The 15510-nt window shown below is 72.7% G+C and carries 14 protein-coding genes and 1 other RNA gene; 4 read left to right on the top strand and 11 right to left on the bottom strand.

Going from position 1 to position 15510, the window contains the following annotated elements:
* Positions 1-77 precede the first annotated feature (77 nt).
* An RNA gene (gene rnpB, locus AC3IX6_RS26805) (RNase P RNA component class A) lies at positions 78-487 on the top strand.
* Between the two features lie 144 nt (positions 488-631).
* Here the strand turns inward: rnpB and AC3IX6_RS26800 are convergent.
* The 5 genes from AC3IX6_RS26800 to AC3IX6_RS26780 form a co-directional block, all read right to left on the bottom strand.
* On the bottom strand, positions 632-913 hold the full coding sequence (locus tag AC3IX6_RS26800; protein ID WP_489365318.1) for a hypothetical protein: 282 nt from the start codon (positions 911-913) through the stop codon (positions 632-634).
* Positions 914-1156: 243 nt separating this feature from the next.
* Positions 1157-2569 (bottom strand): bifunctional RNase H/acid phosphatase, encoded by a 1413-nt coding sequence (locus AC3IX6_RS26795; RefSeq protein WP_489365316.1) that lies wholly within the window; start codon positions 2567-2569, stop codon positions 1157-1159.
* Complete coding sequence (locus AC3IX6_RS26790) at positions 2569-3312, bottom strand: zinc ribbon domain-containing protein (protein WP_489371571.1); 744 nt, start codon at positions 3310-3312, stop codon at positions 2569-2571. Before AC3IX6_RS26790 ends, AC3IX6_RS26795 begins: the two co-directional genes overlap by 1 nt.
* Entirely contained in the window at positions 3309-4166 is an 858-nt protein-coding gene (locus AC3IX6_RS26785; RefSeq protein ID WP_489365314.1) for a Nif3-like dinuclear metal center hexameric protein, read from the bottom strand. The genes AC3IX6_RS26790 and AC3IX6_RS26785 overlap by 4 nt, the downstream gene beginning before the upstream one ends.
* A gap of 116 nt (positions 4167-4282) precedes the next feature.
* Entirely contained in the window at positions 4283-5344 is a 1062-nt protein-coding gene (locus tag AC3IX6_RS26780; protein WP_489365312.1) for an ABC transporter substrate-binding protein, read from the bottom strand.
* A gap of 230 nt (positions 5345-5574) precedes the next feature.
* Here AC3IX6_RS26780 and AC3IX6_RS26775 point away from each other — a divergent pair, with 230 nt between their 5' ends.
* Complete coding sequence (locus AC3IX6_RS26775) at positions 5575-6720, top strand: hypothetical protein (RefSeq protein WP_489365310.1); 1146 nt, start codon at positions 5575-5577, stop codon at positions 6718-6720.
* Between the two features lie 44 nt (positions 6721-6764).
* On the opposite strand, the gene AC3IX6_RS26770 is transcribed toward AC3IX6_RS26775, so the two are convergent.
* The 4 genes from AC3IX6_RS26770 to AC3IX6_RS26755 form a co-directional block, all read right to left on the bottom strand.
* Positions 6765-7241, bottom strand: coding sequence for a hypothetical protein (locus tag AC3IX6_RS26770; protein WP_489365308.1), 477 nt, complete (start codon positions 7239-7241; stop codon positions 6765-6767).
* Between the two features lie 183 nt (positions 7242-7424).
* On the bottom strand, positions 7425-8369 hold the full coding sequence (locus tag AC3IX6_RS26765; RefSeq protein ID WP_250745635.1) for a 3-oxoacyl-ACP reductase: 945 nt from the start codon (positions 8367-8369) through the stop codon (positions 7425-7427).
* Positions 8370-8393: 24 nt separating this feature from the next.
* Entirely contained in the window at positions 8394-9470 is a 1077-nt protein-coding gene (locus AC3IX6_RS26760) for a Zn-dependent alcohol dehydrogenase (protein ID WP_266958368.1), read from the bottom strand.
* 101 nt (positions 9471-9571) lie between these two features.
* The gene (locus AC3IX6_RS26755) at positions 9572-10444 is read right to left on the bottom strand and encodes a MaoC/PaaZ C-terminal domain-containing protein (protein WP_266909244.1); all 873 of its coding nucleotides are present in this window, start codon (positions 10442-10444) and stop codon (positions 9572-9574) included.
* Between the two features lie 296 nt (positions 10445-10740).
* Between AC3IX6_RS26755 and AC3IX6_RS26750 the strand changes: the two genes are divergently transcribed.
* Positions 10741-11109 (top strand): response regulator, encoded by a 369-nt coding sequence (locus tag AC3IX6_RS26750; protein ID WP_489371570.1) that lies wholly within the window; start codon positions 10741-10743, stop codon positions 11107-11109.
* A 156-nt stretch (positions 11110-11265) separates the two neighbouring features.
* On the opposite strand, the gene AC3IX6_RS26745 is transcribed toward AC3IX6_RS26750, so the two are convergent.
* Entirely contained in the window at positions 11266-12576 is a 1311-nt protein-coding gene (locus tag AC3IX6_RS26745) for a cytochrome P450 family protein (protein ID WP_489365305.1), read from the bottom strand.
* Between the two features lie 173 nt (positions 12577-12749).
* Here AC3IX6_RS26745 and AC3IX6_RS26740 point away from each other — a divergent pair, with 173 nt between their 5' ends.
* On the top strand, positions 12750-13787 hold the full coding sequence (locus AC3IX6_RS26740; protein WP_489365303.1) for an amidohydrolase family protein: 1038 nt from the start codon (positions 12750-12752) through the stop codon (positions 13785-13787).
* 516 nt (positions 13788-14303) lie between these two features.
* Here the strand turns inward: AC3IX6_RS26740 and AC3IX6_RS26735 are convergent.
* Complete coding sequence (locus AC3IX6_RS26735; protein WP_382971592.1) at positions 14304-15491, bottom strand: thiolase C-terminal domain-containing protein; 1188 nt, start codon at positions 15489-15491, stop codon at positions 14304-14306.
* Between the last annotated feature and the right edge of the window lie 19 nt (positions 15492-15510).

Here is a 15510-nt window from a genome sequence, read left to right as displayed (position 1 = left end):
GGTTCCAGTAGAAACCCTGCCGCTGCGTCAAGGTCAAGCCGTGATGACGCAGCCGGTACGATGGGCGGCACGACAGACGAGTCGGCCGGGCGGCCGCGTCGGGATCCCCGGATCCCGCCGAGGAACGTCCGGGCTCCACAGGGCAGGGTGGTGGCTAACGGCCACCCGGGGTGACCCGCGGGACAGTGCCACAGAAAACAGACCGCCTGGGGCTTCGGCCCCCGGTAAGGGTGAAACGGTGGTGTAAGAGACCACCAGCGCCTGAGGCGACTCAGGCGGCTAGGTAAACCCCACCCGGAGCAAGGTCAAGAGGGTCCGGCCGTTTTCGGACGGCAGGACCTGCGCGAACGTTCGAGGGCTGCCCGCCCGAGTTCGCGGGTAGACCGCACGAGGCCGGCGGCAACGCCGGTCCTAGATGGATGGCCGTCTCCCCGGCGACCGCGAGGTCACCGGGCGACAGAACCCGGCGTACAGGCCGACTCGTCTGTCCTTCTCCCTCCGACCGAGGCGTTTGCCCGGGTCCGGGCGGTAGGGCGTAAGCAATGCCCCCACGGAGGGGCATTGGTGTTTCGGCTATCGCGGCTTGCCTGCGGCCGCCGAGGAAGGGGCATCGCCGAGACGCGCGTCCTCGTCAGCGCCCCCGGCCCTCCTTGGCCTCGTCCTCGGCCGCCTGCTCCACCATCCGCTCGATGTCCCCGCCGATCCGCCGGAGCTCGTCGACCACGAGCCCCCATGCCCGGCCTCGCAGTTCCTCCGGCACCTCGTCGTCGATGAACGCCGCGATCAGGGATATCTCCGAGCGGGCCCCTTCCTCGTCGGCCTCCGTCGGGGTGTTCATCGCGAGCCACACGAACCGGCCCACCGCCAGAGCGCCCCGACCCATGGCCCCGAACACCGCCCCGAAATCAGGCACTGGCCCCTCCTTGCCCTCGACATCGCGTGCGTTGCGCCTCTGGCGCCCTGTGCTTCCTACACCGCCCCGCGCCGGATGACAACCGCATCACGAGCCGTCCCGGTCGAGGCCCGAAGGACGCCTCACCGCCGAGGAGTTCCCCGAAGCGCACCGGCGCGAACAGCCCCCACGGCTCGGGGACGACGACCAGGCCCCCCGCCCGGTCGGGGCGGGGGGCCTGGTCGTGCGGCCGGGCACGGTGGCTCAGCGCAGGTGGGACGTGTCGTTCAGGAGGCGGACCGAGGCGTTGCCGTCGGCGTAGTAGGCGACCGCCGACAGGGAGGCCGCCGACAGCTCCATGCGGAACAGCGCCTCCGGCGGGGCGCCCAGCGCCAGCCGGACCAGGATCTTGACCGGTGTCACGTGCGAGACCAGCAGGACCGTGCGGCCCGCGTGCTCGGCGAGCAGCCGGTCCCGGGTCGCCGAGATCCGGCGGGTCGCCGAGGCGAAGCTCTCGCCGCCGCCCGTGGGGGCGGCCTTCGGGGAGTCCAGCCACGCCTGGAGGTCGTCGGGGTAGCGCTCGCGCGCCTCCGCGAAGGTCAGCCCCTCCCATGCCCCGAAGTCGACCTCGCGCAGCCCCTCTTCGACCGTGACGGTGAGCCCGAGCCGGTCGGCGACGGCCTGCGCGGTCTCCCGGCAGCGGCGCAGCGGAGAGCTGATGACCGTCTCGATGGTGCCGCGCGCGGCGAGCGACTCCGCGACGGCGGTGGCCTGGCGGCGGCCCGCCGCGGAGAGCTCCGGGTCGCTGCCGCCGCTGCCGGAGAACCGCTTCTGCGGGGTCAGCGCGGTCTCGCCGTGGCGCAGCAGCACGAAGGTGGCCGGGGGCCCCATGTCGGGTCCCCAGCCCTGTCCCGCGGCGGGGGCGGATGCGGTCGCCGTACCGGTGGCCGTCGCCGGACCGGTCGCCGTGCCCGTGCCGGTGGCCGCGCCGGTCGTGTCCGGCCCGGGAGCCGGGGCCGGCGCCGGGTCCACGAGGTCCGCCGGGTCCCCGAAGAGGGTGTCGGCGCCGGCCGGGGCGGAGCCGGCCGTCCCGCCCGCAGCGGCGCCCGCACGGATCCGCGTACCACCGCCGGAGGCGAGGGCGGCACGGACGGCCGCGGCGCCCGCTGCGGCGTCGCCCACGGGGCCCGCCGCCGGCGGGGTCGCCAGGGTGCGGGCCGCCGAAACGTCGAGGGCGGCCGACGACTGCGCGGGCTCCCACTGCTTGCCCCGCTTGCCCGCGTCCATCGCCTCGTTCGCGAGCCGGTCCGCGTGCTTGTTCTTCTCGCGCGGGATCCACTCGTACGTCACCTGCGCGCGCGGCATGACCTTCGCCGCTTCCGCCGCGAGCGGCTTCATGTCCGGGTGCTTGATCTTCCAGCGGCCCGACATCTGCTCGACGACGAGCTTGGAGTCCATGCGGACGAGGACCACCGCGTCCGGGTCCAGCTCGCGGGCGGCCTTCAGCCCGGCGATGAGGCCCTTGTACTCGGCCACGTTGTTCGTCGCGACGCCGATGTACTCCGCGCGCTCGGCCAGCGTCTCGCCCGTCACCGGGTCGAGGACGACGGAGCCGTACCCGGCGGGCCCCGGGTTGCCCCGGGAGCCGCCGTCGGCTTCGACAACGAACCGCGGCATCAGATGCCCGAGTCGGCCATGCGGACCAGGATGCGGCCGCAGCTCTCGTGCCGGACGATCTGGTCGCGGGCGGCGGCCTTGATCTCGTTGACCTCGGCGAGGTCGAGCTCCAGGCGGCAGCCCTCGCAGCGGCGCTGCGACAGGCGGGCGGCGCCGACGCCGCCCTGCTTCACGCGGATCTTCTCGTACAGGGCGATCAGCGCGGCCGGCATCGTGGTGACGATGACCTCGCGGTCCTTGGCGATGCCCGCGACCTCGGCGTCGATCTCGCCGGTGGCGGCGTCGCGGCGCGCGGTGGCGTCGACGAGCTTGGTCTCCAGCGAGGCGACCCGGTCGGTGAGCTCGGTGACGCGCTCCTGCGCACCCTCCAGGCGCTCCATGACCTCGAGGACCACGTCCTCCAGGTCACCCTGGCGCTTGGCGAGGGAGACGACCTCGCTCTGCAGGTTGGCCAGGTCGCGGGCGGAGATGCCGACGCCGGTGTCCAGGCGCGACTGGTCGCGGGCGGCGCGCTGGCGCACCTGGTCCACGTCCTGCTCGGCCTTGGTCTGCTCGCGGGCGGCGTCGGTGGCCTGCGTCTGGGCGGCGACGAGGAAGTCGCGCTGCTGGGCCAGGTCGCTGGTCAGCGAGTCGACCTCGGCGTGCTCGGGGAGCATCTTGCGCTTGTGGGTCAGCTGAGACAGCCGGACGTCCAGGGCCTGGACGTCGAGAAGTCGGATCTGGTCGGCGGGCTCGGCGTTCAGTTGGGGGCTCCAGGGTGAGAAGGGGATGTCACGGACGGCGCGTGCGCCGTCCACGGGTCGGTGGCCGTGCGCGAGACGTGGGTCCGCAGACCCCAGCCGTTGCGCTCGGAGATGGCGTCGAGCTGGGCCGCGGCCTGCTCGCACCAGGGCCATTCGGTGGCCCAGTGGGCGGCGTCGACGAGGGCGAGCGGGCTCTGCTCGCGGGCCTCGGACACCGGGTGGTGGCGCAGGTCGGCGGTGACGTACGCGTCGACACCGGCGGCCCGGACCTGCGCGAAGAGGCTGTCGCCGGAGCCGCCGCTGACCGCGACGGTACGGATCATCCCGTCGGGGTCACCGGCCACCCGGATGCCCTGTGCGGTCGGCTGGAGCCAGGCGGCGACGCGCGCGGTGAACTCGCGCAGCGTCTCGGGGCGGTCCAGCTCGCAGAGCCGGCCCAGGCCGCGGCGGCCGGCGGGGTCGCTCGGGTCGGGGACCAGCGGGCCGGTGACGCGCAGGTCGAGGGCGCCGGCGAGGGCGTCGGAGACTCCGGGGTCCGCGGTGTCGGCGTTGGTGTGGGCGACGTGCAGCGCGATGTCGTTCTTGATCAGCGTGTGCACGGCCCGGCCCTTGAAGGTGCCGGCGGAGACGGTGGTGGTGCCCCGCAGGTAGAGGGGGTGGTGGGTGACGAGCAGGTCGGCGCCCAGCTTCACCGCTTCGTCGACGATCTCCTGGACCGGGTCGACGGCGAACAGGACCCGGGTGACCTCGGCGTCGGGGTCGCCGCAGACGGTGCCGACGGCGTCCCACTCCTCGGCCCGCGAGGGGGGCCACAGAGCGTCCAGCGCGGCGATGACTTCAGAGAGACGGGGCACAGGCCAAGGCTACCGTCCGTGGCGACCGGCACGGTCTGGTCCCGGCGCCCGTTTTCCCCGGCCCGGACCGGCTCGGACCGGTCCGGACGCGTCCGGACCGGTCTGGGCCGTACGGGCTACTTCACCAGGAAGCCCCGCAGGTCGTCGAGGACCTTGTCGGCGGCGGTCACGCCGAGGCCCAGGTACCAGGTCTCGTCCGGGACGTCCTTGGCCCGGCCCTGCTTCACGGCCTCCAGGCCCTTCCACAGCGGGTTGTCCTCGGCGGAGTCGCGCTTGGTCTTGTCCTTGGCCCCGTAGACGCCGGTGAAGATCCAGTCGGCGGCGGCCTCGTCCATGCGCTCCGGGCTGATCTCCACCGCGAGGTCCTCGACCTGCTGGTTCTGCGGGCGGGGGATGCCGGAGTCCTTCAGGATCGTGCCGATGAAGGAGGCGCCGGCGTAGAGGCGGGTCTTGCCCGGCATGTAGCGCAGCATCGTGACGGTCGGCTTCTTCTCGCCGAGGTCCTCGCCGAGCTTCGCCGCCTTGGCCCGGTAGGCGTCGAGCTCGGCCTTCGCCTCGGCGGTCTTGTCGAGGGCGGCGGCGTTCAGGAGGTAGTTCTCCTTCCACGGGAAGCCGGGGCGGATGGAGAAGACGGTCGGGGCGATCTTGGAGAGCGCGTCGTACTTGTCCGCGGAGCGGAGCTGGCTGCCGAGGATCAGGTCGGGCTTGAGGGCGTTGATCGCTTCGAGGTTGAGGTTGTTGATGGTGCCGACGGACTTGGGCTCGCCGGCGTCCTTCTTCAGGTAGCCGGGGATGCCCTCGTCGCCCTCGGTGGGCGCGTAGCCGACGGGCCGCATGCCCAGCGAGACCACGTTGTCGAGCTCGCCGACGTCGAGGACGACGACCCGCTTGGGCGCGGCCTCGATCTCGGTGGAGCCCATGGCGTGGGTGACCGTGCGCGGGAACTGCCCGGCCGCCGCGGTGGTCCCGAAGGCCGCCGTCTTCTTCGCCGCGTCGGAGAAGTCCTTGCCGCCCTGGGCTGCTGCCTTCTTCTCGGTGCCCCCGGCCGGGGCCTCCTTGCCGGACGGCGCGGCCTTGTCGTCCTGGCCTCCGCAGGCGGTGAGGACGAGTGCGGCGGCAGCGGCCAGGGCGACGGCGGCGACGGAGCCACCGCGGGGCGTGCGGCGTCGGAGGGACATGGGACGTCTCCTGAGGGTGGGGAGCGGGCGAAGCACGTGAAGATCCGAAAAAGCGGGTTAGGTGTGCCTAACCAGGCTCCTCACCCTAAACGCCCCGATATCGCACAGCACAATCGCCTCTTCTTCCACAGCCGAATCGCCGCCCCGCCACCCGTATGTGTGAAGCGGGGATTGTCGCGTTGTCCGGAGGGAAGCGCGATCACTACCTTCCTCGGCGGAGGTGCCCGCAGATGACTGTCTGTGCCATCGAGAAGACCAGCGCGACCCCGTTCACCATCGCCGCGGACGGGTCGTACGCCGCCCGGCTGGCCGGGGTGGGCGAAGCGCGCTATCCGGAGCGCTGGACCCTGACCGGGCCCGAGCCGTACGCGGTGCCGCTGCCCCTCGCCCAGCCCGAGGAGGCCGACAGCGAGGTGCTGCCGCTGGCCGACGGGCGGGTCCTGATCCACCGGCGGGTCGCGGAGCGGCACGCCTTCGCGCTGCTGTACCCGACGGGCGGGGGCGCGGCGGGCGCCGGGCCCCGGACCGGGGAGCTGCAGCTCGGCGCGATCGCGCCGGAGGACGGTACGGAGGCCGACGGCGTACGGGTCACCCTGCTGCCCCCGTCCCCCGACGGGCACGGGGCCTTCGCCCTGGCCGTGGGGGCCGCCTCGACCACGGTGTGGCAGGTGGCCGGGGTCCCCTTCGGGCCGGAGCGGGTCGCCCGGATCCCGGGGCGCTGTTCGGGCGGGGTCTGGCTGGACCGCACGGGCCGGCTGCTGGCCCTGGACCGGGAGGTGGACGGCCCCGGCGGGCCGGTGACCAAGGCGGTGGCCGTGGACCTGCGGCGGGCCGGGGAGGTGTCGCCGCTGCTCCAGATCGCGGAGGCCAGCAACGACCGGCTGCTGCTGGCCGACGCCGACAGCGGGCTGCTGCTGATCCGTTCGGACGCGCCGGGCGAGCCCCGGCTCGGCTGGGGGGTCCTGGGCAGCGCCCGCCCGGTGCGCTTCCCGGAGTGCCTGCGGGCCGTCGGGGCCACGGCCACGCCGTTCGCGGTGCAGCCGGGGCAGGTGCTGATGCCGGAGAACTGCGGGGTGGCGCTGCGGGTGGACGAGGCGGGCGACGGTTACGGCGGCTCGGTGGCCGGGCTGGCCCTGTGGCGCCCCGCCGACCGGCACGTGTTCCGGCTCGGCGCCCCGGCCGGCTGGCTCGGCGGAACGGGCCGCTGGACCCCGGAGGGCCGCCTGCACCTCCCGTACGCCACCCCCGAAGTGCCGTGCGGCCTCCTGGGCATGACCCTCCCGGTCTCCCCGCCCCCGCCCATCCGCCTGGACCCCATCCCGCTCCCGCCGGCCCCCGCCCGCCCGGTGCCCTTGCAGCAGGCCCCGCTGGGGTGAGGCCGGCCGGGCCGGGCCGGCGGCGGCGTGCCGGACCAGGCCGTCTAGCCGTCCTCGGCGCTGCGGCGGAGGTATCCGGTCGTCGCGCAGCCCTCGTCGGCATCGTCGGCCGGGCACATCGAGGGGTCGCCGTCGTCGCCGTACAGATGGACGTCCACGTGGCAGCCCCGGCCCTCGAAGGACAGCACCACGCTGCTGCCGCGCGTGGCGCTCTCCTGCGCGGTGAAGCTCGTGGAGCCGGGCTCACGGGGGGCCCGGAACGCCCAGGTGCCCGAGGCCGGGCCCGTGGGGTTCTCGGGGTTCGCGCACCCCGACGCGTCGGGGTACGTGCCGAGCTGCTCGCTGGTGAAGGTGTGGTCCGCATGGAAGGTCAGGGAGGTGCCCCCCGCGCCGACCCACCGCCCCTCCAGCCGGTCCGCGGAAATGTCCGCGGAGTAGATCCCCGCGGCATACCCGCACGACGCCGTCAGCGCCATCGCCGCGGCCGCCAGGGCGGCCGGCCTCCATACCCGTCGGTTCACGCGTGTTCCTCCCCCAACCGCCCGGACAGCGGCCCGGGTTCGGGTCCTCACGACCCGCCCCCACCATAATTGAACGCATTCAAATTTCCTAGGGTCCACCGGAAACGCCGCCGGGCCCGGGGTGAGGTACCCCGGGCCCGGCGTCTGCGTGCGCGTGTGCGCGTGCGCGTACCTGCGTGTCCGTCAGCCGTCGTGCTTCAGGCCGAGGACTTCCGCCGCCGCGAAGGTCTCGTTCGCCGGGCGGGAGTCGTAGTGCGGGGTGAGGAGCCCGTCGAGCTCCTCGTAGGAGAAGGACTCCTTGGTGGTGTCGAACTTCGCCGCCACCTTCGGGCGTTCCATGACGACCACGATGCCGCCGTGGACGACGAACAGCTGCCCGTTGGCCTTCGCGGAGGCCGGTGAGGCCAGGTAGCCGACCAGCGGGGAGACGTGCTCGGGGGCGAGGGCGTCGAGCTTGCCCTCCTCCGGGACCTGGAAGCCCGCGAAGACGTCCTCCGTCATACGGGTACGGGCGCGCGGGCAGATGGCGTTGGCCGTCACCCCGTACTTGGCGAGCGCCAGGGCGGTGGACGTGGTCAGGCCCACGATGCCGCCCTTGGCCGCCGCGTAGTTGGGCTGGCCGGCCGAGCCGCCGAGGAAGGCCTCGGAGGAGGTGTTGATGATCCGGCCGTAGACCGGGCCACCCGCCGCCTTGGAGCGTTCGCGCCAGTGCACGGAGGCGAAGTGGGTCGTGTTGAAGTGGCCCTTGAGGTGGACCCGGATGACCGAGTCCCACTCCGACTCCGACATCGAGAAGACCATCCGGTCGCGCAGGATGCCCGCGTTGTTGACCAGGATGTCGAGCTTGCCGAAGCTGTTCACCGCCAGCTCGACCAGCTCGCGCGCCTGCTCGAAGTCGGCCACGTCGCCCAGGTGCGCCACCGCCTGTCCGCCCGCGGCGCGTATCTCCGCCGCGACCTCCTCCGCCGGTGCGGCCGAGGCCTCGCCGGAGCCGTCGCGGCCGGGCTGCCCGAAGTCGTTGACGACCACGCTCGCGCCGAGCCGGGCGAGTTCGATCGCCTCGGACCGGCCGAGGCCGCGGCCCGCCCCGGTGACGATGGCGACGAGTCCCTCAAGTGGCAGTGACATCCGTACGGTTCCTCTCGAAACGGGTCAGAGTTCGATGCAGGTGCGCAGGGCCACGCCCGTACGCATCTGGTCGAGCGCGTCGTTGATCTCGGCGAGCTGCACGCGGTGCGTGATCAGGCCCGCCAGGTCCACCCGGCCTGCCCGCCACAGCGCGATGGTGCGCTCGTAGGAGCGGAGCACGTCGCCGCCGCCGTACATCGACGGCAGGATCTTCTTCTCGTCGAAGAAGAGGGAGAACATGTTGATCGAGTAGTTGTCGTCGAGCGCGCCCGCGCCGACCACGACGACGGAGCCGCCGCGACGGGTCATGTCGTAGGCGGTCTTGGTGGTCGCGGACTTGCCGACGACCTCGAAGACGTAGTCGAAGCCCTCGCCCGCGGTGATCCGGTTCTTGGCGTCGGCGAACTCCTCCGGGGAGACCGCCTCGGTGGCGCCGAAGCGGAGCGCGGCCTCGCGCCGGGAGGCGACCGGGTCGACGGCGATGATCTGGGCCGCGCCCTGGACCTTGGCGCCCTGGATGACGGAGATGCCGACGCCGCCGCAGCCGATGACGGCGACCGAGGAACCGGCCTCCACCTTGGCGGTGTTGATGGCGGCACCGAGTCCGGTGGTGACTCCGCAGCCGATCAGGGCGGCGATGTCGAAGGGCACGTCGTCGGGGATCGGTACGGCGCAGCCCGCCGGGACCACCATCTCCTCGGCGAAGGTGCCGGTGCCGGCGAAGCCGAAGATGCTGCTGTCGCCGCGCTGGAAGTTGGGGGTGGCCACGTTGCCGAAGGCCTCCAGGCACAGGTGGCCCTGGCCGCGCTTGCAGGAGGGACAGTGCCCGCAGGGCGGGAGCCAGCAGACCAGGACCCGGTCGCCGATCTTGTGGCTGGTGACCCCGTCACCGACGTCGGTGATCACACCGGAGCCCTCGTGGCCCGGGATGAAGGGGGCGGGCTGCGGGAGGACGCCGCTCATCGCGGAGAGGTCGGAGTGGCACAGGCCGGTGGCCTTGATGCGGATCTTGACCTTGCCGGGGCCGAAGCCCACGGCCTGCATGTCCTCGACGACTTCGAGCTTGTCCTGGCCTATCTCGCTCTGGAGTGCTGCGCGCACGGTGCGGCTCCTTCTGTGGGTCTGCGGGGTTACTCGCGTGCTTCTGCTGCTGCGGCTGCTGCTGCGGCTGCGGCTGCGGCTGCGGCTGCTGCTGCGGCTGCTCAGCCGTGTTCGACGACGGTGTCGGCGAGGACCGGGGCGTCGTCCCGGTCGGCGGCGCTCACCGTGACGAGGACGCGGCCGGGCTCCTGCCACATCCGGATCCGCAGGGTCTCGCCGGGGAAGACGATCCCGGCGAAGCGGGTGCGGTACGCCCGGACGCGGGACACGTCGCCGTCCAGGACGGTGTCGACCACGGCCTTCAGGGTCATCCCGTACGAGCACAGGCCGTGCAGGATCGGCTGGTCGAAGCCGGCCATCTTGGCGAACTCCGGGTCCGCGTGGAGCGGGTTCCAGTCGCCGGAGAGGCGGTAGAGCAGCGCCTGCTCCTCGCGGATCTTGCGCTCCTCCACCCGGTCGGGCGCCCGCTCGGGCTGCTCGGCCTTGACGGAGGGACCGCGGTCGCCGCCGAAGCCGCCCTCGCCGCGTACGAAGATCGACGCGTCGGAGGTCCACAGCGGCCCGTCGGCGTCCGCGACCTCGGTGCGCAGGACGATCACCGCCGCCTTGCCCTTGTCGTACACCGCGGCGACCTTGGCGGTGGAGGCGGCCTGCCCCTTGACCGGGATGGGCCGGTGCAGCTCGATGGACTGGCTGCCGTGCAGCACGTTGGCGAGGTTGACCTCGATGCCGGGGGCCGCGAGGCCGCCCATCATCGCCATGCCGGAGCCGGCGACGGTCGCGAAGCTGGGGAGCACGTGGAGCTTGGACTCCAGGGTGTAGCGCAGCTCGTCGGGGTCGGTGGCTGCCCCGGGATTGTTCGGGGAGGTCCCCGCGCCGAGTCCGAGGTGGTAGAGCTGGATGTCCTTGTGGTCCCAGGCGATGTTCCCCTGGCGGGGTTCGGCGGCGAGGGCCTTGGCGGCATCGATCGGCATGGGCGTGCTGCTCCCTGTGTTGGAAACACCGTCTTTGAGGCACCTGCTGTGAAGCACCGCCCGTGGAGGCGCGGTGCCTTGGAAGACCTCGGCGCGGCCGTCCGCACCGTCGGCCGCACCGAGGTCGTATGCGGGACCCGGCACTCTAGAACGCGTTCTAGGTTGCCCGGTGAAGGAATGTATAACGCACGCCCCAGCACTTGGGAAGACTCCTGACGATCTGTCAGACCGACTTCTCGTGCGGCGCGTTGCACGGGTACGGGATGCTTCGCCCCTACCCTGGCCGGGTGGATGAGATGCCCGTTTCCCAGCGCCCTGCCCGCTCCCTGCGGGTGCTCCTGGACCCGCCGAACCCGGCCCTGGCGGTCCTCCTCGGCCTCCAGCCGGACATCGAGGTCGTGGCGTCGCCGCTGGCCCGCCCGGCGGTGGCGCTGACGGAGTCGGTGGACCGCGTCCCCGCGCTCCTGGCGGAGGATCCGGAATGCCGGATCCTGGTGCTGACCGGCTCCGCCCACCCGGGCCTGCCGGAGGCCGCCCTCGCCGCCGGCGCGGCCGGCCTGGTCCTGCGGGACGGCCCGGTCGAGGACCTCGCGGACTGCATCCGCCGCGCCTCCCGGGGGGAGTCGGTGGTCGACCCGGCACTGGAGGCCCCGCACGCGCCGTAGGCCGCGTAGACCTCGCAGGCCCTACGGGACATGCGCCCGCCCCGGGGATCCTCCAGGAGGATCCCCGGGGCGGGCGGGGTCTACGGCAGCGGCGCGCAGGGCGCCCGGACGACGGACGGACGGACGGACGGGCGGGCGGACGGGCGGACGATCGGCTCAGTCGGAGGAGGTCGTTGCGGTCCAGTCATCGACCGTCCGCGACGGGTCCAGGGCGACGGGCAGCCTCTCCAGCCCGCGGAAGGCCGGGAAGGGCCCCTTGAGCCACTCCTCGTGGCCCGGCTCCGGGGTCGCCAGCACCATCTCGGGGAACCGGTCGAGCAGGGCCGTCAGCGCGGTCTCCAGCTCCATCCGGGCGAGCGGGGCGCCGAGGCAGTAGTGCGGTCCGTGACCGAAGCCGAGGTGGGTGCTCTGCAGTCCCTTGCGCGTCACGTCCAGGGTGTCCGGTTCCGCGAACTTCTCCGGGTCGCGGTTCGCGGAGGAGATCGCGATCTGGACCAGGGAGCCCTGAGGGATGGCCACTCCCCCGATCTCCACGTCCTCCAGGGCGTAGCGGAACGTGGAGGTCTCCACGGAGCACTCGAACCGGACGAGCTCCTCGATCGCCTGGGGCAGCAGCCCCCGGTTCTCCCGTACGAGCGCCAGCTGGTCGGGGTGGGAAAGCAGCGAGAAGACCGCGTTGCCGATCTGGTACGTGGTGGTCTTGTGGCCCGCGAAGAGCAGCACCCACATCATCGAGACGAGCTCGTCGTCGGTCAGGGCCCCGTCCTCGTGCTCCGTCTGGATCAGCACGGTGAGGAAGTCGTCCGCGGGTTCCGCGCGCTTGCGGGCGACCAGACCGAGGAAGTAGTTCCGCAGCCAGTGCTCCGCCGCGGCCAGGTCGCCGGACATGTCCTTGCTGAACCGGGAGCGCGTCACCTGCCCGAACCACTTCAGGACGTCGGTGCGCTCGTCCCCGACGATGCCGAGGAGTTCACAGATGACCATGACGGGGAGCGGCAGGGCGAAGGCGGCCATCAGGTCGACGGGGGCGTCCGTCGGACACTTGGCGAGCAGTTCGTCCGCGAGCTGCTCGATGCGCGGGCGCAGCAGCTTGACGTGGCGCGGGGTGAAGGCCTCGTGGGCGATGTGCCGCAGCCGGGTGTGCCGCGGGGGGTCGGCGAAGATCAGGTTGTCGTCGAGGGCGTCGCAGGTGTCCCCGAAGACCGCGTGGTAGATGTCGATGCCCTCGTGCATGTCCTTGCCGATGCGCGGATCGGACAGCGCGAGCCGGGCGTCCTCGTACCGGGTGATGAGATACGTGTCCACCCCGTGGCGCGTGGTCAGCTTGCAGACGGGGGCCTGCTCGCGCAGCGACCGGTAGACCGGGTAGGGGCACGTACGGTACTCCGGCGTGCCCATGGACACGGCCGCCACGGCTTCGCCTACGGGAAGGCCGTCACTCACTGCCACTGCGGGTTCGGTCGTCACGGGTACAGACCTCTCGTGGGGCTCGACTGTCCAGCCACCTCACTCCCTCCGCCCGCGCCCCGCATAACCTCCGTTACCCCGTTCGGGCCCGAAACTACGCCCGCCCGAGCGGATCGGCCGGGTCCCCGACCTGTCCCGCGACCGCCCGCGCGGCCCCGCCATAGGGTCCCCCCATGCCGGACATCGCAGACATCACCCCGCCGGACGACGGCAGCCACAGCAGGATCGACGTCCACCACCACTTCTGCGCCCCGGAATGGCTGGAGTGGGCCGAAGGCCAGGGCCTGGCGAACCGGAAGGCCCTCCCCCCATGGGCGCGCTGGGATGCTGCGGCGGCCCTGGACCTGATGGACCGGGCGGGGATCGCCACCGCCGTGCTCAAGCCGATGCTGCCCGCGCGCTATGCGACGTCCGCGCAGCTGCGCGAGGCCACGGACATCACCCTGCGGGCGGCGGCGGAGGTGACGGAAGCCCACCCGGGCCGCTTCGCGTTCCACGCCCCGCTCTTCCTCGACGACCCGGACGTCTCGCGCTGGGCGCTGCGGCGCGGGCTGGACGAGCTGGGGGCGGTGGGGGTGAACGTGACGGCGAACTACGGAGGCGTCTACCTCGGCGACGCCTCCTACGACCCCCTCTTCGCCGAACTCGACGAGCGGTCCGCCATCGTGGACACGCACCCGCACAACCTGCCGGGCCTCGGCGGGGGGATGGGGCCGGGCGCGGGCGGCGGGCCGGGGGCCGTGGCCGTTCCGGGGGTTCCGCACTTCCTGTGCGACTTCCTGCTGGACACGACGCGGGCGGCACTGAACATGATCCACAAGGGCACGCTGGACCGGTTCCCGAACCTGTCGGTGATCCTGCCGCACGCGGGCGGCTTCCTCCCCCACATCGCCACGCGCGTACAGGCCTTCGCGGGGGCGTTCACCCCGCCCATCGAGCCGGCGATGGTCCGGGACCACCTCCTCCGCTTCTACTACGACACGGCCGGGCCCATGTCCCCGGCGGGCACCCTGCTCGCGATGGCGGCCCCCGACCGCATCCTCTTCGGCAGCGACTGGCCGGCTTGCCCTGCGGAGATGGTCACGGGGATCGCCCTGCCGGCGATGGCGGGTGACCCCGCCCTGACGACGGCGCAGCAGCTGGCGATCAACCGGGACAACGCGCTGCGCCTGATGCCGAGCCTGGCCCCGCTGAGCGCTGCGCGCGCCTGAGCGGCACCGCCCCTCACCCTTGCCGCTGCGCGGGGCGGAAGTCCCCGCTGCGACCCTTGCCGCTGCGCGGGGCGGCAGTCCCCGCTGCGACCCTTGCCGCTGCGCGGGGCGGAAGTCCCCGCTGCGACCCTTGCCGCTGCGCGGGGCGGAAGTCCCCTACCCGCCCTTCCACCGTTCCCCGGGCGCTGCCCGGACCCGCGCCTCAAACGCCGGCGAGGCTGGGGGATGCCCCGGGCCGGCCCGGACCCGGTCCTCAAACGTCGGACGGGCTGAAAGCCCCTGGGGCTCCGCCCCAGACCCTGGTCCGCAAACGCCGGACGGCTGAATTTGGCTGCGCCCGGTCGGGGTCGGGGACGGGGTGGGGTGTTGGCCTGGACGTAGAGCGTGATGTGTGGCGCGAGAACACGCCGCGGCCTGTCGGAGTAGGGCAGGGGGCGCCCAAATCATGCAGTCCAGGCCAACACCCCACCCCGGCCCCGGCCCCGACCCACCCGCAGCCACCACGACGCCGGGCGGCTACCGCCGGAGCAGAGTGACCACCGCCGCGCCGCCCAGGCCTATGTTGTGCGCCAGCCCGACCCTCGCTCCGGGGACCTGTCGCGGCCCCGCCGCACCCCGCAGCTGCCAGACGAGTTCCGCCGCCTGCGCCAGCCCCGTCGCACCCAGCGGGTGGCCCTTGGAGATGAGGCCGCCCGAGGGGTTGACCACCCACCGCCCGCCGTACGTCGTCGCGCCCGACTCCACCAACGCCCCCGCGCCGCCGTCCTCGCACATGCCCAGCGCCTCGTACGTCAGCAGCTCGTTGATCGAGAAGCAGTCGTGCAGCTCGATGACGTCCACGTCCCCGATCCCGAGCCCGGAGGCCGCGAACACCGCCCGCCCCGCCGCCGCCGTCATCGGCTTGCCGACCACGTCGATGCAGGAGCCGGAGGCGAAGGACGCCTCGGTGTCCGTCGTCATGGACTGGGCGACGATCTCCACCGCCCGGTCACCGAGCCCGTGCTGCTCCACGAAGCGTTCCGACACGACCACCGCCGCAGCCGCCCCGTCCGAGGTCGGCGAGCACTGGAGTTTGGTCAGCGGCTCGTGGATCGTCTTCGCCGCGAGGATCTCCTCCACCGTGTAGACGTCCTGGAACTGCGCGTTCGGATTGTTCGCCGAGTGCCGGTGGTTCTTCGCCCCGACGGCCGCCAGCTGCGCGGCCGTGGTCCCGTAGAGCTTCATGTGCTCCCGCGCCGCGTTCCCGAAGATCTGCGCGGTCGGCGGCGACATCTCGAAGCCGTGGCCGGCGGCCATGATCCCGTAGTGCCGGGCCACCGGCGAGGTCTTGAAGTCCCCGCCGTCGGCTCCGCCCCCCAGCGCGCCGCGCTTCATCTTCTCGAAGCCCAGCGCCAGCACGCAGTCGTTGATCCCGCCCTCCACGAACTGCCGCGCCATCATCAGCGCGGTCGAGCCCGTCGCGCAGTTGTTGTTGACGTTGTAGACGGGGACCCCGCTCAGCCCCAGTTCGTACGCCGCCCGCTGGCCGGCCGTGGAGGCCTGGAAGCAGTAGCCCACCGGTACCTGCTCGACCAGCCCGTAGTCGATGCCCGCGTCGGCGAGCGCCGCGTCGCCGGCCTCCTTCGCCATGTCCCAGTACTGCCAGTCCCTCGACTCCGGCTTCTCGAACTTCGTCATGCCGACGCCCACGATGTACGACTTCATGTCTGTCCCACTGCCCTTC

The sequence above is a fragment of the Streptomyces sp. GL_141 genome (genome assembly GCF_057834385.1).
Note: the sequence above shows the minus strand (reverse complement) of the source record. Positions and strands in the feature narration are given on the sequence as shown.

Excerpts from the sequence above, each read along its gene's own strand:
- AC3IX6_RS26780 (WP_489365312.1), bottom strand. The coding sequence starts at position 5,344 with ATGTCCCTCCGACGCCGCACGCCCCGCGGTGGCTCCGTCGCCGCCGTC.
- AC3IX6_RS26750 (WP_489371570.1), top strand. The coding sequence starts at position 10,741 with ATGCCCGTTTCCCAGCGCCCTGCCCGCTCCCTGCGGGTGCTCCTGGAC.
- AC3IX6_RS26755 (WP_266909244.1), bottom strand. The coding sequence starts at position 10,444 with ATGCCGATCGATGCCGCCAAGGCCCTCGCCGCCGAACCCCGCCAGGGG.
- AC3IX6_RS26740 (WP_489365303.1), top strand. The coding sequence starts at position 12,750 with ATGCCGGACATCGCAGACATCACCCCGCCGGACGACGGCAGCCACAGC.
- AC3IX6_RS26795 (WP_489365316.1), bottom strand. The coding sequence starts at position 2,569 with ATGCCGCGGTTCGTTGTCGAAGCCGACGGCGGCTCCCGGGGCAACCCG.
- AC3IX6_RS26765 (WP_250745635.1), bottom strand. The coding sequence starts at position 8,369 with ATGTCACTGCCACTTGAGGGACTCGTCGCCATCGTCACCGGGGCGGGC.
- AC3IX6_RS26735 (WP_382971592.1), bottom strand. The coding sequence starts at position 15,491 with ATGAAGTCGTACATCGTGGGCGTCGGCATGACGAAGTTCGAGAAGCCG.
- AC3IX6_RS26775 (WP_489365310.1), top strand. The coding sequence starts at position 5,575 with ATGACTGTCTGTGCCATCGAGAAGACCAGCGCGACCCCGTTCACCATC.